The 21,230-nt window shown below is 54.2% G+C and carries 19 protein-coding genes and 1 tRNA gene; 9 read left to right on the top strand and 11 right to left on the bottom strand.

The window, feature by feature from the left end; genetic code table 11:
• Positions 1-4: 4 nt before the first annotated feature.
• The 6 genes from GO013_RS08935 to GO013_RS08910 form a co-directional block, all read right to left on the bottom strand.
• A tRNA-Val gene (locus GO013_RS08935) sits at positions 5-79 on the bottom strand.
• Positions 80-388: 309 nt separating this feature from the next.
• Positions 389-1,078 (bottom strand): DVU0298 family protein, encoded by a 690-nt coding sequence (locus GO013_RS08930; protein ID WP_163810280.1) that lies wholly within the window; start codon positions 1,076-1,078, stop codon positions 389-391.
• An 89-nt stretch (positions 1,079-1,167) separates the two neighbouring features.
• Positions 1,168-1,791, bottom strand: coding sequence for a tetratricopeptide repeat protein (locus tag GO013_RS08925; RefSeq protein ID WP_163810277.1), 624 nt, complete (start codon positions 1,789-1,791; stop codon positions 1,168-1,170).
• Between the two features lie 15 nt (positions 1,792-1,806).
• Positions 1,807-2,172 carry a hypothetical protein gene (locus GO013_RS08920; RefSeq protein WP_163810275.1) on the bottom strand — a complete coding sequence of 122 codons (366 nt, stop codon included), beginning with the start codon at positions 2,170-2,172 and terminating at the stop codon, positions 1,807-1,809.
• Entirely contained in the window at positions 2,172-2,993 is an 822-nt protein-coding gene (locus tag GO013_RS08915; RefSeq protein ID WP_163810273.1) for a YkgJ family cysteine cluster protein, read from the bottom strand. The genes GO013_RS08920 and GO013_RS08915 overlap by 1 nt, the downstream gene beginning before the upstream one ends.
• Before the next feature lie 242 nt (positions 2,994-3,235).
• Positions 3,236-3,424 carry a ferredoxin gene (locus GO013_RS08910; protein WP_128330002.1) on the bottom strand — a complete coding sequence of 63 codons (189 nt, stop codon included), beginning with the start codon at positions 3,422-3,424 and terminating at the stop codon, positions 3,236-3,238.
• Positions 3,425-3,705: 281 nt separating this feature from the next.
• On the opposite strand from GO013_RS08910, the gene GO013_RS08905 reads away from it, so the two are divergent.
• Together GO013_RS08905 and GO013_RS08900 are read left to right on the top strand one after the other, a co-directional pair.
• Positions 3,706-4,908 (top strand): aminopeptidase, encoded by a 1,203-nt coding sequence (locus GO013_RS08905; protein ID WP_163810271.1) that lies wholly within the window; start codon positions 3,706-3,708, stop codon positions 4,906-4,908.
• Positions 4,909-5,089: 181 nt separating this feature from the next.
• The gene (locus GO013_RS08900) at positions 5,090-7,048 is read left to right on the top strand and encodes a molybdopterin biosynthesis protein (RefSeq protein WP_163810269.1); all 1,959 of its coding nucleotides are present in this window, start codon (positions 5,090-5,092) and stop codon (positions 7,046-7,048) included.
• 1 nt (position 7,049) lies between these two features.
• Here the strand turns inward: GO013_RS08900 and GO013_RS08895 are convergent, their stop codons facing one another.
• The 4 genes from GO013_RS08895 to GO013_RS08880 form a co-directional block, all read right to left on the bottom strand.
• Positions 7,050-7,280 (bottom strand): cold shock domain-containing protein, encoded by a 231-nt coding sequence (locus tag GO013_RS08895; protein WP_343219556.1) that lies wholly within the window; start codon positions 7,278-7,280, stop codon positions 7,050-7,052.
• Between the two features lie 90 nt (positions 7,281-7,370).
• On the bottom strand, positions 7,371-7,577 hold the full coding sequence (locus tag GO013_RS08890; RefSeq protein WP_163810267.1) for a hypothetical protein: 207 nt from the start codon (positions 7,575-7,577) through the stop codon (positions 7,371-7,373).
• A 114-nt stretch (positions 7,578-7,691) separates the two neighbouring features.
• The gene (locus GO013_RS08885; RefSeq protein WP_163810265.1) at positions 7,692-7,958 is read right to left on the bottom strand and encodes an RNA-binding protein; all 267 of its coding nucleotides are present in this window, start codon (positions 7,956-7,958) and stop codon (positions 7,692-7,694) included.
• A gap of 246 nt (positions 7,959-8,204) precedes the next feature.
• On the bottom strand, positions 8,205-9,689 hold the full coding sequence (locus tag GO013_RS08880; RefSeq protein WP_163810263.1) for an ATP-binding cassette domain-containing protein: 1,485 nt from the start codon (positions 9,687-9,689) through the stop codon (positions 8,205-8,207).
• Here GO013_RS08880 and GO013_RS08875 point away from each other — a divergent pair.
• From GO013_RS08875 to GO013_RS08860, 4 genes are all read left to right on the top strand, one after another.
• On the top strand, positions 9,684-10,694 hold the full coding sequence (locus tag GO013_RS08875) for a DUF362 domain-containing protein (RefSeq protein WP_239057806.1): 1,011 nt from the start codon (positions 9,684-9,686) through the stop codon (positions 10,692-10,694). The genes GO013_RS08880 and GO013_RS08875 overlap by 6 nt on opposite strands.
• 40 nt (positions 10,695-10,734) lie before the next feature.
• Complete coding sequence (hypF, locus tag GO013_RS08870) at positions 10,735-13,059, top strand: carbamoyltransferase HypF (protein WP_163810261.1); 2,325 nt, start codon at positions 10,735-10,737, stop codon at positions 13,057-13,059.
• Positions 13,060-13,069: 10 nt separating this feature from the next.
• On the top strand, positions 13,070-13,810 hold the full coding sequence (locus GO013_RS08865) for a DUF3298 and DUF4163 domain-containing protein (RefSeq protein ID WP_163810259.1): 741 nt from the start codon (positions 13,070-13,072) through the stop codon (positions 13,808-13,810).
• 75 nt (positions 13,811-13,885) lie between these two features.
• On the top strand, positions 13,886-14,044 hold the full coding sequence (locus GO013_RS08860) for a YqaE/Pmp3 family membrane protein (RefSeq protein WP_163810257.1): 159 nt from the start codon (positions 13,886-13,888) through the stop codon (positions 14,042-14,044).
• Positions 14,045-14,574: 530 nt separating this feature from the next.
• On the opposite strand, the gene GO013_RS08855 is transcribed toward GO013_RS08860, so the two are convergent.
• On the bottom strand, positions 14,575-15,714 hold the full coding sequence (locus GO013_RS08855; protein WP_163810255.1) for an aminotransferase class V-fold PLP-dependent enzyme: 1,140 nt from the start codon (positions 15,712-15,714) through the stop codon (positions 14,575-14,577).
• A gap of 201 nt (positions 15,715-15,915) precedes the next feature.
• On the opposite strand from GO013_RS08855, the gene GO013_RS08850 reads away from it, so the two are divergent.
• The 3 genes from GO013_RS08850 to mltG all read left to right on the top strand — a co-directional run bounded on the left by GO013_RS08850 (position 15,916) and on the right by mltG (position 21,171).
• A complete protein-coding gene (locus tag GO013_RS08850; protein ID WP_163810254.1) occupies positions 15,916-19,443 on the top strand; it encodes an FAD-binding oxidoreductase in 3,528 nt (1,175 codons plus the stop codon).
• A 274-nt stretch (positions 19,444-19,717) separates the two neighbouring features.
• Positions 19,718-20,131, top strand: coding sequence for a Holliday junction resolvase RuvX (gene ruvX / locus GO013_RS08845; RefSeq protein WP_163810252.1), 414 nt, complete (start codon positions 19,718-19,720; stop codon positions 20,129-20,131).
• Positions 20,107-21,171, top strand: coding sequence for an endolytic transglycosylase MltG (mltG, locus tag GO013_RS08840; protein ID WP_163810250.1), 1,065 nt, complete (start codon positions 20,107-20,109; stop codon positions 21,169-21,171). The genes ruvX and mltG overlap by 25 nt, the downstream gene beginning before the upstream one ends.
• Positions 21,172-21,230 lie beyond the last annotated feature (59 nt).

Below are 21,230 nucleotides of genomic sequence, written 5' to 3'. Positions count from 1 at the left end.
ATTCTGGTAGGCGCGGAGGGATTTGAACCCACGACCCTTTGCACGTCAAGCAAATGCTCTCCCCCTGAGCTACGCGCCTTCTCGTTGAAGCGAGATGCAAGCTATCTGCGAGGTCGGTTGTTGTCAAGCACGAAATTATTTTTTTTCACTTTTTTTTCAAAAAAAACACTTCACTCAATCACCCATGAAACGAACAATGGCTTTCTCCCGCCATTTCTCGCCAATCAGGCTGCTTTTGCCATCATCGCCTTTGCCGGTTCATTCATGGCCCAAAGCATCACAACATGACGAAATTACTGAAATCCGCCTCTGATTTTTCACACAGCATGTTGCTCAGCAACCCGAAAAAATACGACCCGGGCAGTTCACACAGTCCGGGCCTTCCTGTTCAATCCAGTCTGTTCACGGCTTCGTCCGCCATGTGGCCGACAGTCGTCTCCACCAACTGTCCATCCATGAATGTCCGAATCTCCGACGTATCGCTTGAAAGGGCCTCCAATCGGGGTCGCGCATCCTGCGCCCGGATCAAACCAAGCACCCAAGCGGCATAGGCCCTATTATAGGTATCAGGATCATCCAGGCCGATAATCAGGAACCGCTCGCCATGGACAACCAGCTCAGGACGAACTTCGGCCAACCGGGCCAACCCCCAGTACACATCACGCCGCAATTCAGGGTGATCGAGAAAATTACCATCACACGCTTCATCACAATAGATATATGACACGAGGATCTTGTGAAACTCGGTGGCGATTCGTTCATTCTGGACCATGGCTTCAGCCATGAAATGCGGAATCCCCCATCCGAGGTTGCCGGACTCTTCATTCATATACCACATGAGTGTCCGCATCAGCGTCCGCGTCTTTTCCATGGACTCCTCAGACAGACGAGCAATCGCTCGACCAAAGGCCGGGACGGTCCGCCATCGAACCGCTTCATCCCGATCAAGTCGCAGATTCAACAACGGCGACATCAGATCACCGGGACGAAACACATCCAGTTCAACCAATCGAGTCTGCCAATCATCCTGTATGAGTATTTCCCGAACAGCCTTCTTGGTGCTGCGAAACTTTGCCATATGCCCTCCTGAAAGAAAAAAAGGGGATCGTCCAATCGACGACCCCCTGAATATAATCACCTTTCCAGTGAAAGCAATAGGAATAATTCCTATTTATTATTTTCTTCCACTTCTTTCTTGAAATCCTCGGGGACTTCAAAACCGGACTCTTCGGCTTTGACAATACACTTGGCTGCGTCTTCCCAGTTACCGAAATGGGCGTCAACGATGGCCTTGTTGTTCCAGGCTGGACCGAAATGAAGTTCCTTTTCCAGAATCTTCCGCAACAACTTGTCAGCCTCTTCGTAATCGCCCATGGCGATATGAAGCGAAGACATGGTGGCTTGGGCCTGTGCAAAATTGTGATCGTACTTGAGGGCCTTTTTCAGGGCCTTATGCGCCTTGTCGTAGTCACCCTGCTGCATGAGGATGAATCCGATGTTGCCCCAGGGCACAGCGAAAAACGGCCGCTGCTGGGTGGCCTGAATGTTATAGTTCAGGCAGGACTCCAGGTCATTGCGTTGCAAGGCGATACCGCCCAGCTGCACATAACCTTCGGCCAGACGAGGGGAGTGAGCGACCGCGTCAAGAAATTCGCGTTCCGCTTCCATGAAATCCCGACGCGACAAATACGCCACGCCAAGATTGTAATGAGTGTTGCCGCAGGAAGGATTAGCTTCCAGCTGGGCTTTGAGATCGGCAATATAATCATCAAGATTGTCGAAATGTTCCATGGCGTTGTATCCTTCTTACGGTTCCATACCGTGTTTTTTGCAATGTTCTGCATACCAGAGACAAAAATCATAAATAGGACGAACTTTTTCAAAATTCATAACCATCATGACGTTAAACTCATTCACCTGGTCGATATATTCCTGATTGTCGTGCTTGCCCGATTCCCGAATGAACAACTGGGAAAGTTCAGCCGAAGTATAGCCGGTCTTGTCCTGACGGATATCAATGGGATCGAATGGAGCTGCGAACGGGTCCCATTTTTCATATCCCATGCGATCAACGAATTTGCGACGCCGCTTGGACATCTTTTCGTACATGTACTGTTTACGATCTTCGATGTCTTGATCGGACATGTCCTCATAGCGATTTGGCGTGGACATCACTTTTCCTCTCCACCAAGCACGATCATCTCACCACACGACTCGCAGGCCGCCCCGGATTGCGTGCAAGTCGCACAGGCTTCAGGCTTGGGGGCGTCGGGTTCGACAACTTTCTTGGGCGGCGTCTGTTCCAGAATATCGACCTGTTTTTTGGGAACGGTCAAATTCACGGCCTCACCCACTCCGAGATACTGCTCATCGTAGTCGGTAACCAACGCCATGGACAAAGGCAGCAGCATTTCACTCAATTCATCGAAACGGCTTCCAATGCCTTCCTGCAATTCCTTGCCGATGGAAAGAAGTCTGTCCAAGATGATATCCATGTTCACGGTGGGATATTTCTCGCCACCCTTGAATCCGGACATGCTGCACGTATGTGCCTGGCCGCCGATGGAGGTAGGCACACCGTATAAACGACATGTAATGGGCCTGTTCTCATAGATCGAACACAGCCCTTCATCATTCAGCAAAGGACACCGCACGCGGGCCTTGGCTACTTCCAGCAAAATTTCGTTGGTTGCCTGTCCTGCCTGGCTCGCCTTGTATATCTTCCGCTTGAGTTTGTGGATCTGCCGATCTGCCTTGTCGGCCCGGGTCATGATCTGCGATCGTTCAAGGCCAGAAAATTTCTCATTGAATTTGGCGTTGATATACATGGCTTCGACCAATGTCACGTCAAACAGGGCGTAACAACAGTCGCTACATCCCTTGCCGCACTTGACCAGATCGCCCATTTCATTTTCAAACGTCTTGAAAACGGCATCGACCTCAGCCACGATGGCTTCGTACTTTTCAAAATACTCTGTAAAATCAAGCGCCATTCTAGATGCTCCTCGTCAAATTCGCACCCATAGGTGCGTCGTTGGAATGATATGGTGTCACGTTAAATTAAGTCGTGAAAGACAGGCGTCAACCGTTTCACAGCAAGAAAAACGACAAACGCACTGTATAGATAAAAAAAGACGCCCGGAGGCGATGAAAGGCGGCACACGCCACAAGCAGGAAATGGAAGGGAGCAGCACCATAATGGCTGCTCCCTAAACCATATTCGATACAATAAAGACTAGTTCTCTTCGACAGTGATAGCGTCGGATTCGCAAACCTCAACGCAGGACTCACAGCCAAGACATTCGTCTTCGTTGACTGCAACGGCTTTGCCGTCCTGAAGTTCGTAAACTTCAACGGGGCAAACGTCTACGCATTCGCCGTCGCCGGTGCACTTGTCTGTGTCGATAGTGATAGTGTAGCCCATTTTTTCCTCCAGAAAATAATTTGGGACGCCCATGGTGCGGGCCAGTTCTTGTGTGTAGCCAATCATATTAAGAATCATCAGCACACTCATTCGTAATTAATCCGGCCAAAAAAGCCAGACACGAATTGCTGATATAACCAAGGAGGTCCTGTGTCAAGACATGAAACCGCTTTTCAAATAACGCACAATTCGGCACAAGGCTCAAGAAGGTTGTGATACGCTCCATACTTGTTTATCCTGCCCTCCCAAAAACACCCCTCAAAAAACGAACGAGGATATACATGTTTACAGAAAAAGAGCTGAGAAAATATGCTGAAACCATGTGGTGGGGATTGTCCACCGCCCGCACAAAACCGTACAAGCCCGGTGATTTCGTACTGCTCCGATTCGATGCGGACGCCCTGCCTCTTGCCGAAGTCATGTTCGAACTGCTTCTTGAAAAAGGAATCAACCCGATCCCGCGCCAAAATATGACATCTTCCATGGAAGTGTCTTTTTATGGAAAGGGCACCGAAAATCAACTCACGGCCATCCCGGCTGGCGACACCGAATTCATCGGCAACTTGAACGGATTGATTTCACTGATCGCCCCCGCGTCCCTGACCCACCTTCAGGCCGTGGACCCAAAACGGATCGGCCAGGCGGCCGTGGCGCGAAAATTCATGCGCGATATCATGGAAAAACGGGAACAGACCGGCGAATTCGGCTGGACCTTGTGCATTTATCCGACCAAGGCCCTTGCCGAAGCCGCAGATTTATCCATGAACGAATTCAAGAGGCAGGTACTCAAAGCCTGTTTTCTGGACACGGAAAACCCACCGGCCAAATGGGCCGAGATTTTCGAACAGGCCGAAAAAGTCAAAGGATGGCTCAACAACCTGGATATCGAACATCTCAATGTCAAAACAACCAACACCGATCTCACGGTCGTGCCTGGAAAGGATCGCCAATGGCTCGGCGTTTCAGGACACAACATCCCGTCATTTGAAATTTTCCTTTCCCCTGACTGGCGCGGAACTGAAGGCGTCTACTACGCAGACCAGCCATCTTTCCGATCTGGCAACTTTGTCGAAGGCGTCAAACTTACCTTTGAAAACGGTGTGGCAGTCAAAACCGAGGCCAAAACCGGCGGTGACTTCGTTGCCAAACAGCTCACGCTCGATGAAGGAGCCAACCGACTTGGCGAATTCTCCCTGACTGACCGTCGATTCTCAAAAATCAACGCGTTCATGGCCAATACTCTCTTTGATGAGAACTTTGGCGGAGAACACGGCAACTGCCATGTGGCTGTCGGCGCATCATACGCGGACACCTATGCCGGCGATCAATCCACGCTCGACGCGGCCAAAAAATCCGAACTCGGGTTCAACGACTCCGCCCTGCACTGGGATTTGGTCAATACCGAAGAAAAAACCGTCACGGCCACCTTGAAAGGCGGCGAAGAACTGGTCATCTATCGAAATGGCGAGTTCCAGCACGATTAGCACCGCGCTCTTTCACGCAGGGCCGGACTCGACAAAACGGCCCTCTATGACAATTTCCACCCCGCCGGTTGTTCCATGTGCGTTTCGGACATGTCACCGAAACGCACGGGTTCAACGCGGTTTCTCACGGTTTTTCGGGATGGAAACCCCCATCTCATGCGAAAGCTAAGGAGTTATCAGAATGACGAAACGGAATATTTATCTGGAGACCATCGCGCCGGAACAGGCTGTCGCTCTGGCCAAAGAATCTCTCAATCGAACACAACTCATGGGCACAGAAAGGCTCGCCACCCATAAAGCGGCTGGGCGGGTCACAACGGCCCCCATCTTTGCCAAATGCTCGTCCCCGACTTTTCATGCTGCCGCCATGGACGGCATCGCCATCCAGGCGGACGCCACCTTCGCAGCCCGGGAAGACGCTCCCGTGGCCTTGCAGCACCCGGACCAATTCCAATTCGTCAACACCGGCAACCCCATGCCTGCCGGGACCAACGCGGTTATCATGATCGAAAACGTGGTCCAAAAAGACGAAGAAACTGTCCTGATCGACACCCCGGCCTTTCCCTGGCAGCACGTCCGCCGCATCGGTGAAGACATTGTCGCCACGGAATTACTGATTCCGCAAAACCGGGAGCTGACGCCGTCTGATATCGGCGCACTTCTTTCCGCAGGCATCTATGAAATCGAGGTCAGGGAAAAGGTCAAGGCGGTCTTCCTGCCGACTGGCGATGAGGTCTTGAATTTTCTCGACAAACCCGAACCGCAGGCCGGACAGGTCATCGAGTCGAACTCGCAGGTTTTCAAGGCCTATGCCGACGCATGGGGATTGGACGCCACATGGTCCGCACCGGTCCCGGACAATGAGGACACCCTCCGCTCCGCAGTCCTGGACAGACTGAAAAGCGGCTGTCATGTGGTGATCGTGGGCGCAGGGTCCAGTGCGGGCAGCAAGGACTATTCAAAACGGGTTTTCGAATCCATCGGTTCGGTGCTTGTCCACGGCATTTCAGTCATGCCGGGCAAGCCCACGCTCCTCGCCATGACCGACGAACGAAGTGGGTATCCGGGACGACTGCTGGTGGGCGCACCGGGATATCCGGTCTCCGCCATTGTCTGTCATGAAAAGATTCTGGCCCCGATCCTTCATTGGCTCATGGGCAAGGCCGTGCCGGAACGGCATATGGCCGACATCACCCTGGCCCGAAAAACACCATCCAAACCCGGAATGCGTGAAGCCATCCGCCTGGCAGCCGGTCGTATCGGCGAAACCGTTGTCGCCGCCCCACTCGCTCGCGGCGCAGGCATGATAACCACCATGACCAAGGCTCAGGCCGTGGCCTATATACCAGAAGAAAAGGAAGGCATTGAACAGGGAGAATCCCTGAACGCGGAGCTGCTGGTTCCACAGGCAGACCTCGATCGGGTGCTGGTCCATGTGGGCAGTCATGACAATACACTTGATCTACTGGCCAATGAGCTCATGGGGCTGACCACCGTGCCCATGCGTCTGGTTTCGAGTCACGCAGGGTCCATGGGCGGTCTGACCGCGCTCAAGGCCGGTTCGGCACTGTTTGCCGGCTCACATCTGTTTGATCCTGAAACAAACGACTTCAACTTTCCGTTCATTGATCGATACCTGCCCGATCTGGATGTGACGCTGATAAATCTCGCCATCCGGCATCAGGGACTCATCGTCGCCAAAGGCAACCCGCTCGATATCACGGGCGTGACTGACCTGATGCGTGAAGACGTCACCTTCATCAACCGTCAACGCGGGGCTGGAACCCGAATATTGTTGGATCATCATCTGAAAAAGGCGGGAATCGCTCCCCGAGACGTCCAAGGCTATGATAATGAAGAATTCACGCACATGGCGGTCGCAGTCAACGTCCTGACCGGCGCAGCGTCCTGCGGGCTGGGCATCTTTGCCGCAGCCAAGGCACTGGACCTCGACTTTGCCCCGCTGGCACATGAACGCTACGACCTCGTCATTCCAACAGAATATATTGAAGATGAACGCATACAGACACTCATCGCCACGATTCGCAGAGACGACGTCAAGGCCAAGATCAAGGACCTCGGCGGTTATGAAACGGATTTGACCGGTCTCGAAATGAAACCGGGCATGGGATTGGGATAAATTATAAAAACATCGACGGGGAAATGTCGTTTTTCAGACGGACTTCAACCGCCTTGGGACCGTTTTCCTCGTCGATACAACCAAAGGTCACCCGTTCACCAGGCTCCAGGGTTTGAAACCCTTCACGCATGATTTCGGTATAATGAACAAAAAAATCCTGTCCGTTTTCATCAACAATGAATCCAAACCCTTTCTGCTCGTTAAACCATGTCACCTTGCCTTCACATCGCACGACAGCCTCCATGAGTTGAGACTGAAAGATACCCATAGATCGGGCTATTGGCAATCCGAATGACTCTTTTCCCCAGAGGTCTTCATTCAGCTAGGACGCGGTATCCTTGTCAGCTTCGACTTCACCGGTCACGGCATTGTCAGAATCGCTGTCCACCGCTTCATCGGTCTCGTCATATTCAGTCGATTGACCGAGTCCTTGTGCCTTGGCCAATTTGCGTTGTCGCTTCTCTTCTTTCTTCTTTTTCTTCGCCAATTCTTTCTGACGCTTTGCGAACTTGTAATTGGGTTTTGCCAAGGCAACCTCCGAGTTAAAAATACACCCGATTCCTGAAAGAATCGGAAAAAAGAACCCGTCCCTCCCGAAAGAGAGACGGGCTTTCATAGCCATCTTACGCTGAGTAGCTAAAAACTACCAGCGAGGACGCTCCACGCGGGGCTTGGCTTCGTTGACCTTGACGTTACGGCCGCCGAAGTCCTTGCCGTCCAGAGCTTCGATAGCTTCGAGAGCGCTGGAATCGTCATCCATCTCGACAAAACCGAAGCCACGAGGACGGCCGGTTTCACGATCTTCGATCAATTTGACGGAAGAGACCTGGCCGTAAGCTTCGAAAGCTGCACGGACTTCGTCTTCGGTGGAGGACCAGGGCAAGTTGCCGACGTAGATATTCTTGGACATAATAAACTCCTGAAAAAAAGTGATATGATGCACGTGCATCGATACATAAAAAGAAGCAGTGTACACGATGCGCACACTGCTTCTCGATATACCTGTTCTATTTCCAACCAGCACGGGCCAACATTTAGACCGCGCCCCCATGGGCTCCGCTGGTACATTCACGAAGACTTTCATGTAAAAAAACAGAAGTTGTCAAGCTTTTTTTATTTTTTATTGCATTTCACCCCAAAAAACTGACTTCTTCAATTATCCCATTACATATTTATGAGCCAATCCACAAAATTTGACGCGACCTTTATCCAATTCCAAAATCCTATTGATACACGGGACCCGATCATCGGCATGATGCGTCACCAAAACAAGTGGGGTTCCCGATGCCGCCACTTCCTGGATTCTTTCCCGCATGAACGCACGAGACACGCTGTCCAGTCCGGACAACGGTTCATCCAGCAGCAACAGCCGTGGTCCCGGCGCCATGGCCCGAGCCAAAAAGACCCTTCGCTGTTGCCCATAGGACATATGACGAAGTCGCTGGTCCCCCAGTCCGGCCAGCCCGACCATCTCAAGCCACTGCGCCGCACCGAGCTTTTCCCGGCTCGTGGGTTCATCCAACATGCCGACGCTTCCACGATAACCGGACATGACCGTTTCTTCAGCCGTCACCTCCCAACCAAGCTCCCGGGCATATCGTGCCTGAAAGTCCGGTGAGACCACCCCAATCAGCGGACGAGCCTCATCCATAGTCAGCCCACCCAAACGATGAATGTGACCCACGCCCTCTTCATCGTCGGCATAGGGCGGAACTTCACTCAATATCACCTTGAGCAACGTGGATTTCCCGGCACCGTTTGCGCCGACCACCATCCACTGTTCACCGGGCAGGATCTCCCAATCGATGGAATGAAGTTGCCGAATCCCATCCCGAACCACAGACACATGCTCCATGCGCAAAAGATACTCCATATTTAAATCAATCACCGGCGCAGGCATGTCACAAGCAACAAGAGCCGGGGCCTGAGATTGTAATGCCGACAACACATCCTCTCTACGCCCCTGCGCGACGAGATGCCCGTGATCCAGTGTCATGGCGTGATTGATACACTCGGGCACATCCCCGGCCCGATGCGCCACACAAATCAACGTGGTCCACTCTCCCGCACGATTCAGCAACCGCAGCACCTCATTTCTCGACGGAGCATCCAGTCCGTCCAGGCACTCGTCCAGCAAGAGGACATCCGGGTGCGAAACCAGCCCCCGTGCCACAAGAATTTTTCGTAACTGCCCGGTGGACATGGTCCCGACCTGACTGTCCGCCAGTTCATGAAGAGCCAAGACCTCGACGATCCGGGCCGCAGCGTCTTCCTGTTCCGATGTCGGCTCATCATATAATATAGGAGTGTCAAAAAATCCGGCCAAAATCACATTCCGCCCAGTCACATGCGGTGTATGCAGATCATAAAAATCCTGCATATCCGCCGAGACCATGGCTATTCGCTGGCGAATGCCCAGAACAGACGTCTGCGCGCCCTGTCCAAAATCATAAACCCGTTTCCCGCCGGAATCAGGCAAAATATCGCCTCGAACCACTGTGAGAAAAGTGGTTTTTCCAGCCCCATTGGCCCCGGTCACGGCCACATGGTCTCCCCGCTTGAGCGTCCACGACAGCGGACCAAGCAACGTCCGACCTCCCCGAGTGACGGTGACATCCGTCAATGAAATCAATGTATGCATTCAAACATTCTCGCCTTTCCCGGCTTCGGATGCAACCGCTTTCTCTTGTCAACACCCGATCCCCCACCTATACTTCGCACCATGAATTTTCCTGTTGCCATGCTTCATGTCCCGGAATACGCCCACGCCACGCTCGAAACCGCCGTGGACCACGTCTTTGCAGCGTCCGCACTGCACGTCACTCCGGGCCAGCGCGTTCTGGTCAAACCAAATCTTGTCAATGGCCGCAATGCCCGACACAGCACGTCCAATCCCGCCGTGGTCAAGACCGTCTGCGGCTGGCTTCTGGACCACGGTGCTCATATCACCGTGGCCGATTCCCCGGCCATCGGTCCCGCGTCCTACGTCGCTCGCAACTCAGGGCTGGCACAGGCTCTCGCCCCGCTCGGACTCTCTGTCGTCGGACTGAAAAAGGCGGTCCCGCTGCCCCTGACACAGGGCGGACACATTGGCATATCCCAAAACGCGCTGGAAGCCGATCGCATCCTCAACATCCCGAAACTCAAGGTTCATGGCCAAATGGTCATGTCCTGTGCAGTCAAGAATCTCTTCGGCTGTGTGGTCGGGTTTCGCAAGGCACTGGCCCACAATCGATTGGGACACGACCGGGCCTTGTTCCAAGCCATGCTCATGGACGTCTCTACCGCACTGCCTCAATGCCACCATCTTGTGGATGGAATTCACGCCATGCACAAAAATGGTCCCATTGACGGCGAGCTGTTCCCGCTCAACCTCCTTGCTGCCTGTCCTGACGACATTGCCGTGGACACCGCCATCTACTCGCTCCTCGGCCTCACCCCGGATCAAGTCCCGCTCTGGACCGAAGCCATCTCCCGCAACAAACCTGGCGCACATCTGGAAGCCCTCCATTTTCCGCTGGCCCATCCTTCGGACTTTGACCCCACCGGATTCACCATGGCCCCGGACCGGGAACTCTCCTTTGCACCCTCCAGAATCATCAGCGGGAGAATCCGAAGTTTATTGAAGTATCTCAAAAAACAGTGATTCCCTTGCACTCGACGCCGAGGGATTGTATGCACTTCCCATGACTCCCATACGGCAGAAATTCACCATTACCGGACAGGTCCAGGGCGTTGGATTTCGCCCGTTCGTCTACCGAATAGCACGAGACACGGCTGTGTCCGGCACGGTCAACAATTCCTCTGCCGGTGTGCTCATCGAAGTGCAGGGATTCCCCGAACAGATGACCGCCTTTTCCCATGCGCTCCAAAATACGCTGCCACCATTGGCAAAAATCGTCACTTTCAAGCAGGAAACCATCCCTGTAGTCCTCGGTGAAGAGGACTTCATCATCCTCAAATCCACGGGCGGAGTCGGGCATTCCGTGCTCATCAGCCCGGATGTCGCCACCTGTCAGGACTGTCTCGACGACATTCTCGACCCGACCAACCGCCGCTATCGATACCCTTTCACCAACTGCACCAATTGCGGCCCACGCTACACCATCACCCGGTCCATTCCCTATGACCGCCCACAGACATCCATGGCCTGTTTCCCGCTCTGCCCAGACTGTCAGCAGGAATATGAAAATCCGCTGGACCGCCGGTTTCACGCCCAACCCAACGCCTGTGCGGACTGCGGCCCTTCAGTCTGGCTCACGGATGGCTCAGGCACCACGCTCGCCAAAAACGACGACGCGCTCAAGCAGCTTGCCACGGCATTAAGCGACGGGAAAATCGCTGCGGTCAAAGGGCTCGGCGGATTTCATCTGGTCTGCAACGCCATGTCCGACACCGCAGTGACCACGCTGCGAGAACGCAAGCATCGCCCAGACAAGCCATTGGCTGTCATGGTGCCGACATTGGACCACGCCCGACATCTGGCCGACATGCTGCCTGCGGACCAGGAATGGCTGACAGGCCGTCACAGGCCCATTGTCCTTGCAGCCAAACACCATCCCTTCCCCTTGGCAAAACAGGTTGCCCCGGACACAAATTTCGTGGGAATCATGCTTCCCTACACGCCGCTGCACCACATCCTGCTTCACGATTTTGCCGCCGTGACCCTGCACGAAATTCCTGCACTGGTCATGACCTCGGGCAACATGAGTTCCGAGCCGATCTGTCTGGACAACGAAGAAGCACTCGAACGACTCGGCGACATTGCAGACGTTTTTCTCTTTCACAACCGGGATATCCTCATCCGAACAGACGATTCCGTGGTCCGCGTCAATCCCGTCACGCAGGACCCGATTTTCATGCGCCGTGCCCGAGGCTTTGTTCCCGCCCCGGTATTCATTCCGAAAAAAGGACCAACCGTTCTCGGCGTGGGTCCCGAATTGAAATGCACCCTGACCCTGACCAAAGACGATCAGGCTTTCACCAGTCAGCACATCGGGAACATGTCCAATCTGGAGACACTGGAATTTCACACCGAAATTCTGGCACACCTCCAGGATATCCTTCAAGTCAAACCGGAACTCATTGTTCGCGACCTGCACCCGGATTACATGACGTCCACACTAGCCGAAGACATTGGCAAGGCCCTGGACATCCCGGTCATGACGCTCCAACACCACTATGCCCACATCTATGCCAATCTGGCCGAAAACAAGCACACCGGTCCGGCCATTGGTCTGGCTCTGGACGGTACGGGGTATGGTGAAGACGGCACAATCTGGGGCGGTGAATGTCTCATGGTCGTCCCAGAAGAAATGGATCACCAACGACTGGCCCACTTCTCTCACATCGCGTTACCCGGCGGGGAAGCTGCGGTCAGGGAACCGTGGCGCATCGCCCAGGCCGCTCTCTGGGAGCTTGGCATCAAGGAGCCAGGAAAATATCAATGGCCGTGGCTCACCAATTTTGCCGCCCAAAGCCGATTCCTCCCCCAAATTCTCAAAAAAGGCATCAACACGCCAAAGACCTCCAGTTGTGGCCGCCTTTTTGACGGAGTGGCCGCGCTCTGCGGACTGATCGAAACCATCAATTATGAAGGACAGGCTGCCATTCTCCTCGAAAAGGTTCAGGACATGACCGAAACAGGTATCTATCCCTGTCCCCTCCAATCTGATGCCCCCATTTCCCTGAACACGCTTTCTCTGGTACGGTGTGTGGTGGAGGATCTGGAAAAGGGCACCCCCGTTCCGACCATCGCCCGTCGGTTCCATCGGGGACTCATCAACGGGTTGACCAAAATGGCGTTCTCCTTTGCCTCGGTATTAAATATCCACCATGTCGCGCTGTCCGGTGGGGTCATGCAAAACCTGACTCTCGCCACGGAACTGCCACAGGCCCTTGATGCCGCCGGATTGATTCCATTGGTCCACCGCCAGCTTCCGCCAAACGACGGGTGCATCTCTCTGGGCCAGGCTGTCTGGGGCCAAAGGAGACTGTGCCTCAAAGCATAAAGGAGATACCATGAACGCCATCCGGCTCGTCTCAATCACGGTCGCCCTTCTGCTCTTCTGGCCGGCACAACTTTGTGCCGAATCCCCATGCGCTCCGCAGGTTCTCTCTAAAATTCACATTGCCGAAGAAACTGCCGGTTTTGTCGTTGATGCCACCTATCCCGTGCTCTGCGCTCCCAACGCCAACGCCGTCATTCGCGACTGGGTGGCAAACCGTCTTTTCGATTTCAAAAAGATCGATCCGGGGCACGATCTGTCCATCTTTCCCCACAAATATGAACTCGCCATGGACTCCAGTGTCTGGCCCGCCGCCTCACGTCGATTCACCTCGGTCAAGCTCGATATCAGTGTGTACACCGGCGGTGCCCACGCCAACCATTGGCCAAAAACCTGGATTTTCGATCTGGTGGACGGCCATCAGCTCACATTGAACGATCTTTTCACCGATCCCGAATCCGCGCTGCCCAATATCGCGAAGCTCTGTCAGGCCACGCTCATCAGCTCACTCGGCCCGGAAAATCAGCCGACCATTCTTGCCGGAACCGCTCCCAAGCCCGAAAACTACAAGCACTTCATCCTGACTCCCGAGGGACTGGTCTTTTTCTTCCCGCCCTATCAAGTCGCGTCCTTTGCCGACGGCGAACAGATCGTCACCATCCCCTATTCCCTGCTCACCGAAGACCTCGCTCCCTCGCTTCTCCAACAGCTTGAACTCGACTCTTCTCTGTCCGAAGACAGCCCGACTGTGTGACAAAAGATTGCTCCAAGGCACAAAAACAGCTAATACAGAGAGAATCGCATCACCTTTTTTCTCACGGGAGTTCTCATGGAAATCATCCGTATTATCATCTCGGTCCTTATTCCACCCATCGGTGCCTTCCTCAAAGTTGGCCTCGGACTCCAATTCTGGGTCAACCTCCTGCTGACCATCCTCGGCTACTTCCCGGGACTGGTTCACGTTATCTGGTTGCTTTCCAGAAAATAAGGGAATGCCTTCGGCGACTGGGGGAAAGGGAGAGACAAACCCTTTGAAAAGGGTTCTTTCTCTCCCTTTCCCCCAGACCCCCTATCCTCCTCTTTTCCTAAACTTTTTGGGTGCGCTTCGCGCAAGGGGTGGTCAACAAAGAGGCTCTTACAAACAAAACACAAAGACCACGCTGCCATCATTCCCAGTGCGCTCGCCCACCCAGACAGGCAGCGTCGGCAACCGTCCGCGACAAAAAAGCGGGATAGCTTCCCAATAAAAGAAAGCTATCCCGCTTTTTTGTCGCGGACATTCCATGGCCCGACCGCACGCATTCGAGCACCCCTCGCCGACAGGCGACATGGGATTCCAAAGGCCCTCGGCCTTTGGCAGGTCCAGGACAGCGTCCTGGTCTCTCCGAAGGAGACCGCCGGTAGGCCCGTCGGAGACATCTCCCCCTCGACAAATAACCGTCACAAACAACAAGAAAACGCCCCGAACGCAAAAGCGATCGGGACGTTTTTGGATGGCTGAAAACAACGCAAACAGAATCAGAGTTTTTTCAATTCCACTTCGAGATCGACGAGATACTCGGCGAGCATGTCCGGGGTGATATCACCCATGTGCCCGATACGAATAATCTGTCGCATTCCCTGTTTTTCGAGTTGGGCATTGAGCTTGCTGTATCCGGGATCCATGAGATAACCTTTGCTGCGCAAGGCCTCCTTGACCGTTCCCTTGAGCTGTGCCTGGGTGACGCCTTCGGGACAGACCACGGACGACATGGTAACGGATCGAAATCCTTTTGGTGCAAACATCTCGAATCCATCGAGCGTAGCAACCCACTCTTCGACCATGCCACGCATTGTGATGTGCCGGGCAAACCGGTTTTCAATGCCTTCGGTGTTGACGATGGAGTCAAGCTGAACGGCCATCTGATTGGCAAGCGCCCCGTTGGGAGTGGTCAACGTCTGATTCTTGCGGGCACAGACAAGCTGCCGCGTGATGTCGTGGGCATGGCCCTTGTTGGTCAGTGTCGCGGCCTTGTCTTCGGCTTCGCGAGAAACGAATCCGATGCCGAACCCGGCAGGCAGGGCGAGAGATTTCTGGGTGGCTGTCACATACATGGCGGCCCCGGAATGAGAGAGATCGATGTCAGCCCCACCGAAAATGGACACACCGTCAACCAATGGCATGGCATCGTACTGTCGAATCAGCGCACAGACGGCCTTCATGTCGTTGGTCACCCCGGTGGATGTCTCGTTGTGGGTGAAAGAGACCACGTCGGGCCGAAGCTCCTTGAGCTTGTGCTCCAAAACGACCAGATCAATGGGCCGTCCATATTCGAACTTGAGATTGGTGGATTGCTTGCCGTTGGCGAGAGCGATGGCGTGATAATGATCGCCAAAGGCCCCCACGGAAACGTTGAGCAGGATTTCATCGTCAGCAACCAGAGAACGTATGGACGTTTCCATGGCCGAGGATCCTGAACCAAGCACGAGAATTGGCTCGTAGTCATCACCACAGCCGGCCAATGTACGCAGATGGCGACGGATGGGGCCAAAGCGCAATTCGTTTTCGGCATCGCGATGCCCGAATTCCGGCAATGCGGCTGCGGCTTTGACTTCATCCCGAATATAGGTCGGGCCGGTAATGAACAATTTGAGTGATGCGAATTTTGACAGGCTCATGGCGTATCCTCACACGGTAGCTGTAGAAAAAAAAGATGAAAAAATGTCGTCGTTCAGTATACCGGAGCCGGGACAATGTCCAGAAACCGCACCACGGCACATGGCGGTTTTTTCGCATTCTCCCGCAGTTTCGCAGCTTGCCATTCAAGAAAAAACCGCTTATTTACTCTCTCTTCACCAATTTCTATGGAGTAATAAGACATGGCTCAGCTTGGACCACATATTTCGATTTCAGACGACCAGCTCATCTCGCGCGCCCTTGGCGTCATAGAAATGGAGCAATACGCGCACTGGCCCGAGGATGTTAAGAAACTCGCCGCCAACCTGGCCGCTGAATTATTTTTGGTACGCTACAACCCGTTCATTGACGCGGCATTGGTCAAAAAATCGGTCATCCGCCGATTGAATATGTCCAAACCGTCTCTGGATAAAGAATTCAGTACGATTCTGGCAAAAGGAATCGAACTTTTCTGGGAACGGTATGACCGGGAAATCGCGTTCCGCAATCAAATCATCAAACGCCTGAAACAGTTCATGCCCGAAGAGACGATCGGGAGCAACGCCCATTCCCGCGTGGAATCAGCGACCGATGCCACCGACCTTCGGATGGAACTGCCCATGCTCGTTCTGTTCCCGGAAACCGAGGAACAGATTCAGGGTATCGTCAGACTCGCCAATGAAATGCAGTTTGGCATCATCCCGCGTGGTGGCGGCACTGGCCTGACCGGCGGAGCCATTCCCGCCGAAGCCCGCTGCGTGATTCTGTCCCTGTCCCGATTCAAGAAGATTCTGGACATCGACACGGACAACCAGACCATGAAGGTCGAATCCGGCGTCATCACCCTGAACGCCATCAAGGCCGCTGCGGACAAGGACTTGCTGTTCACCGTGGACCCGGCGTCCAAGGCCGGTTCATCCCTGGGCGGCAACGTTGCTGAAAACGCGGGTGGCCCGTTTGCCTTTGAATACGGCACCACCATCGACAACATCCTCAGCTATCGCATCGTCAGACCCGACGGCTCGCTGATCGAAGTTCGCCGCAAGGACCATCCCCGGCACAAGATTTATGAAGGTGAAACCGCGACATTCGAAATTTTCGACGACAGCGGACACCAGATCGATACCGTGACGCTCGACAGCAGCGAAATTCGCGGCAAGGGACTGGGCAAAGATGTCTCCAACAAGTACTTGGGCGGCCTGCCCGGCGTGCAGAAGGAAGGCACGGACGGTATCATCACCGTGGCCCAGTTTGTCTGTTACCCGGTGCTGAAACATTCGCGGGTGCTCTGTCTGGAGTTTTTCGGTCGCTCCATGCGCAACGCCATGCTCGTCATCAAGGATGTGGTCGCCCTGCGCAACTCCATTCGAGAAGAAGGCGATCTGGTCAAAATATCCGCGCTGGAAGAATTTGGTCCCAAGTATGTCCAGGCCATCGACTACCAAACCAAATCCACCCAGTATGAAGGCAACCCCATTTCCGTGCTCATCCTTCAGCTCGATTCCGATGACAAGGAAGCACTGGATACTGCCTGTCAAAACGTGTTGGCCATTGTCCAGCCCTTTGACGGCGTGGATATTTTTGCGGCCCGTGACGACAAGGAAGCCGAACTGTTCTGGGAAGACCGGCACAAATTGTCGGCCATTTCCAAACGCACGTCCGGATTCAAAATCAATGAGGACATCGTTATTCCAACGGATGTCATTCCCGACTTTTCCGAATTTCTGGAAGACCTCAACCTCATCTATCTGGCAAAAATCTATCGCACGACACTGGAAAAAGTGCGGGCCATGAATGGCGTGAATGACGACGACCCGGATATCCGGGAAGCCTTTGGGCGCATCGACGACATCCTGAGCGGCACGGTGACGTCCAATGATTTCTCCGACACCGAGCAGGAAGCCCAATGCCGGTATCTGTTCCTCAAATTGCGGGACTCCTACCCCCGGCTGGATCGTGAAATCAAGGCCATGTGGCAAGACATGCAGCTCCGGCGCATCGTCATCGCCAACCACATGCACGCGGGTGATGGCAACTGTCACGTCAACCTGCCGGTCAACTCCAATGACCCGGAAATGCTCGCCTCGGCCCACGAAGCCGCAAACACGGTCATGAGCAAGGTTTTGGAGATGGGCGGTCAGGTCTCTGGCGAACACGGTATCGGCATCACCAAGATCGCTTTCCTGAGTCAGGAAAAGATCACGGCACTGGCCGACTACAAAAAAGATGTGGACCCGAACGCCATTCTCAATCCCGGCAAACTCACTGCGCGGGAACTGCCGAGTGTGCCGTTCACCTTCTCATTCAACCGGCTGATCAAGGACCTAGACGCCACGGCACTCAAGGACAAGGAAGCCTTGATGGGATTGTTGAAAAACATCCAGACCTGTACCCGCTGCGGCAAATGCAAACAGGTCTGTCCCATGTATCTCCCGGCCAAGGGACTGCTGTTCCACCCGCGCAACAAGAATATCAGCCTCGGCGCGCTCATCGAGGGCATTTACTATTCGCAGGTCCAGACCGGCGAACCAGCTCCCACACTCATGGCCGAACTACGCAATCTCATGGATCACTGCACGGCCTGCGGCAAATGCCAGGCAGCCTGTCCCGTCAAGATCGACTCGGCTGGCGCGGCTTTGTCTATGCGGTCCTTCCTTGATTCAAAGGGCAAATCCGGCCATCAGTTCAAACAGATCGTCCTGCGGAACGTGGCCAAAAACCCGGCGGCCAACCTGCCGGTCGTGGCCAAATTCCTGTCCATCGGCCAGTCCGTGCAGGACAAGACCCTTGGAATGATCCCCGGACGCTGGCTCTCCCGGATCGAATCACCGATCATCACGAGCCGCAGTCCGCATATCGATTTCAAAAACCTGTCCGAAACATTGGAACTGGACAAAGGCTCGGTTCTCAAAAATCCCAGAGCCGAGAGTGACAACACCGTCCTGTATTTCCCGGGATGCGGCGGATCGCTCTTTTCCCATTCCATCGGCATGGCGTCGGTCTATTTGCTCCTCAAATCCGGGGTAAACGTGGTCCTGCCCGATCATCACATGTGTTGCGGCTATCCGCTGCTCGCTTCGGGATGCGAAGAGGCATACAAGACCAACCGACATCGAAACATCCAGGAATTCCTCGACTTGTTCGTCAAGACCGGCAAGGCGGGTCTCAAGGCCACGACCCTGCTCACGGCATGTGGCACCTGTCGCGAATCTCTGGAAGGATACGATTTCACCGGCGAGATGGAAGAACCGCTCAAACAGATGGATGTGGTCCAGTTTCTCATGGAACGGCTGCCGTCCATCCGTCAGTCCGAATCCATCGTCTACCACGCAGCCTGTCACGCCGAATGGGTCGATACACCCAAGATCAAGGCCCCGGACATGTACCGGAAGGCTCTGGGCGACTTGACCGGCGCGGATGTGACACTCTCTCCGGGCTGCTGTGGTGAATCGGGTCTTGGTGCCCTGACCTCCCCCGGCATCTACAACCGGCTGCGGGAACGCAAACAGGATCAGCTCACCAACGACCTTGGCCATGACCGTAACAAACCCATCGTGGTCGGCTGCCCCTCATGCAAGATCGGCATAAAACGCTCCATGCTCCAGATGAAACGGCCTAACCGAGTTCTCCACGCCGTGGAGTATCTGGCCGAAGCCGTGGGAGGCAAACGATGGAAAAAGGAACTCGACGAATTGCTCGAAAAAGTTGAACGCAAAGGCGCGCAAAACTAAACGCCGCCGACGTCGCGATAGCAACAATACGACTTCAAAAGGCTCCGAAACCACGCTGTTTCGGGGCCTTTTTCATCGCTGTCCTTGGCATAATACCGTCTCGTTCTCGCACCTTTCGCACGGGGACAGCCAAAAATTCCCGAAATTTTCAATTGACCAGAATCCGCTCAAATGCTTTGTTGAGGCGGACTTTTCAACGGAGAAACCATGCAAACGGACACACGAGGCACTGACATTCATACCATCCTTTCACAAACAAAACAGGCAGACTGACATGCGCGCGCTCGGCATCGATTTCGGTCTGAAACGGGTGGGACTGTCTGTGTCCGACAGAACCGGCACACTGGTCTCGCCTTTGAAAACCATTGTCCGCACGTCGCGCAATGCCCTTTTTGACGAACTGCTCGAAATCATACAAAATGAAGCAATTGACGTTGTTGTGGTCGGCCTACCGCTGGCATTAAACGGCGAGGACACCCTGACAACGCGCCAGGCCAGAAATTTTGCCGCAAGCCTTGGACGACGGATTGAACAGCCCATTCATCTGATGGATGAACGGCTGAGCTCGGCGGAAGCAGAAGAAGAACTCAACGCCGCAGGCCTGCGCGGCAAAAAACGAAAGATGGCCCTGGATAGCCAGGCAGCCGTCATCATACTACGCTCATGGTTCGAAAGCGGACAATCATAACAACGCTCCTGTGCGTCCTCATCCTGGCAGTGCTTGGTGCTGGGAGGTACTTTGGACACTCGGCGTGGCAGGAAAACCAATTCCTGACCGTCCCACCGGAATCCCCGGGACGCGACATCCTGTTTCGCGTCGAACCCGGCCAGATTTTCACGACAATTTCCGCCAATCTCAAAGAAAAAGGGCTGATTACCGATACCCGCCGTTTTCTCGAATTGGCCCGCAGAAACGGAAAGACCGCCTCGCTTCGGGCGGGAAAATTCAAGCTGTCCACGGGCTGGACCCCGGAACGGATTCTCCATGAACTCAGCACCTCTGCCGGAATCATGAAAAAGGCATCCATCCGGGAAGGCCTGACATGGTGGCAGACTGCCGAAAAGATCGAAGCGGCCAAACTCGGCACGGTGGACAACTTCGCCAAGGCCGTGGCCGATCCCGACCTGCTGCGCAAATACGGCATTCAGGCTCCCAATGCCGAGGGGTATCTTTTCCCCGAGACCTATCTGCTCACGCCGCCAAAGGGCGATCAGTCTCGATACATGGTTGAAATCATGCTCAAGGAATTCTTCAGGAATGCGGCCAAGGTCTGGCCTGACGGGCTGCCAAAATTCGCGGAGATGAACACCATCGTCACCCTTGCATCACTGATCGAAAAGGAAACAGGCAACATCTCGGAACGGCGGCGAATTTCCGGAGTTTTCCATAACCGTCTCAAAAAGCGGATGCTCATCCAGGCGGACCCGACCATCATCTACGGCCTGGGACCCGACTTTGACGGCAATATCCGGCGAAGCCACATTCGGGACAGGACCAATCCGTACAACACCTACGTCATCCGCGGACTTCCTCCGGGACCGATCTGTTCCCCGGGACTCGACGCACTTTTGGCCGCGACGCAACCTGAAGACCATGACTATCTCTACTTCGTGGCCAAAGGGAACGGGTCGCACCACTTCAGCAAGACCCTGTCGGAACACAATGCAGCGGTCAGGAAATATCAACTCCAACGGGACAAGAAAACCTATCGATCAACACAGGAATAGGAATCGGATGATCCGTGTCGAAAATTGCGAATACATCCATTTTCCGCTATGTTGTCATG

It is taken from the genome of Pseudodesulfovibrio sp. JC047, assembly GCF_010468615.1.
In the GTDB taxonomy this organism is placed as follows: domain Bacteria; phylum Desulfobacterota; class Desulfovibrionia; order Desulfovibrionales; family Desulfovibrionaceae; genus Pseudodesulfovibrio.
Note: the sequence above shows the minus strand (reverse complement) of the source record. Positions and strands in the feature narration are given on the sequence as shown.

Excerpts from the sequence above, each read along its gene's own strand:
- GO013_RS08850 (WP_163810254.1), top strand. The coding sequence starts at position 15,916 with ATGGCTCAGCTTGGACCACATATTTCGATTTCAGACGACCAGCTCATC.
- mltG (WP_163810250.1), top strand. The coding sequence starts at position 20,107 with ATGGTTCGAAAGCGGACAATCATAACAACGCTCCTGTGCGTCCTCATC.
- GO013_RS08925 (WP_163810277.1), bottom strand. The coding sequence starts at position 1,791 with ATGGAACATTTCGACAATCTTGATGATTATATTGCCGATCTCAAAGCC.
- GO013_RS08900 (WP_163810269.1), top strand. The coding sequence starts at position 5,090 with ATGACGAAACGGAATATTTATCTGGAGACCATCGCGCCGGAACAGGCT.
- GO013_RS08875 (WP_239057806.1), top strand. The coding sequence starts at position 9,684 with ATGCATTCAAACATTCTCGCCTTTCCCGGCTTCGGATGCAACCGCTTT.
- GO013_RS08910 (WP_128330002.1), bottom strand. The coding sequence starts at position 3,424 with ATGGGCTACACTATCACTATCGACACAGACAAGTGCACCGGCGACGGC.
- GO013_RS08860 (WP_163810257.1), top strand. The coding sequence starts at position 13,886 with ATGGAAATCATCCGTATTATCATCTCGGTCCTTATTCCACCCATCGGT.
- GO013_RS08855 (WP_163810255.1), bottom strand. The coding sequence starts at position 15,714 with ATGAGCCTGTCAAAATTCGCATCACTCAAATTGTTCATTACCGGCCCG.
- GO013_RS08920 (WP_163810275.1), bottom strand. The coding sequence starts at position 2,172 with ATGTCCACGCCAAATCGCTATGAGGACATGTCCGATCAAGACATCGAA.
- GO013_RS08880 (WP_163810263.1), bottom strand. The coding sequence starts at position 9,689 with ATGCATACATTGATTTCATTGACGGATGTCACCGTCACTCGGGGAGGT.
- hypF (WP_163810261.1), top strand. The coding sequence starts at position 10,735 with ATGACTCCCATACGGCAGAAATTCACCATTACCGGACAGGTCCAGGGC.
- GO013_RS08885 (WP_163810265.1), bottom strand. The coding sequence starts at position 7,958 with ATGTCCAAGAATATCTACGTCGGCAACTTGCCCTGGTCCTCCACCGAA.
- GO013_RS08915 (WP_163810273.1), bottom strand. The coding sequence starts at position 2,993 with ATGGCGCTTGATTTTACAGAGTATTTTGAAAAGTACGAAGCCATCGTG.
- GO013_RS08930 (WP_163810280.1), bottom strand. The coding sequence starts at position 1,078 with ATGGCAAAGTTTCGCAGCACCAAGAAGGCTGTTCGGGAAATACTCATA.
- GO013_RS08905 (WP_163810271.1), top strand. The coding sequence starts at position 3,706 with ATGTTTACAGAAAAAGAGCTGAGAAAATATGCTGAAACCATGTGGTGG.
- ruvX (WP_163810252.1), top strand. The coding sequence starts at position 19,718 with ATGCGCGCGCTCGGCATCGATTTCGGTCTGAAACGGGTGGGACTGTCT.
- GO013_RS08865 (WP_163810259.1), top strand. The coding sequence starts at position 13,070 with ATGAACGCCATCCGGCTCGTCTCAATCACGGTCGCCCTTCTGCTCTTC.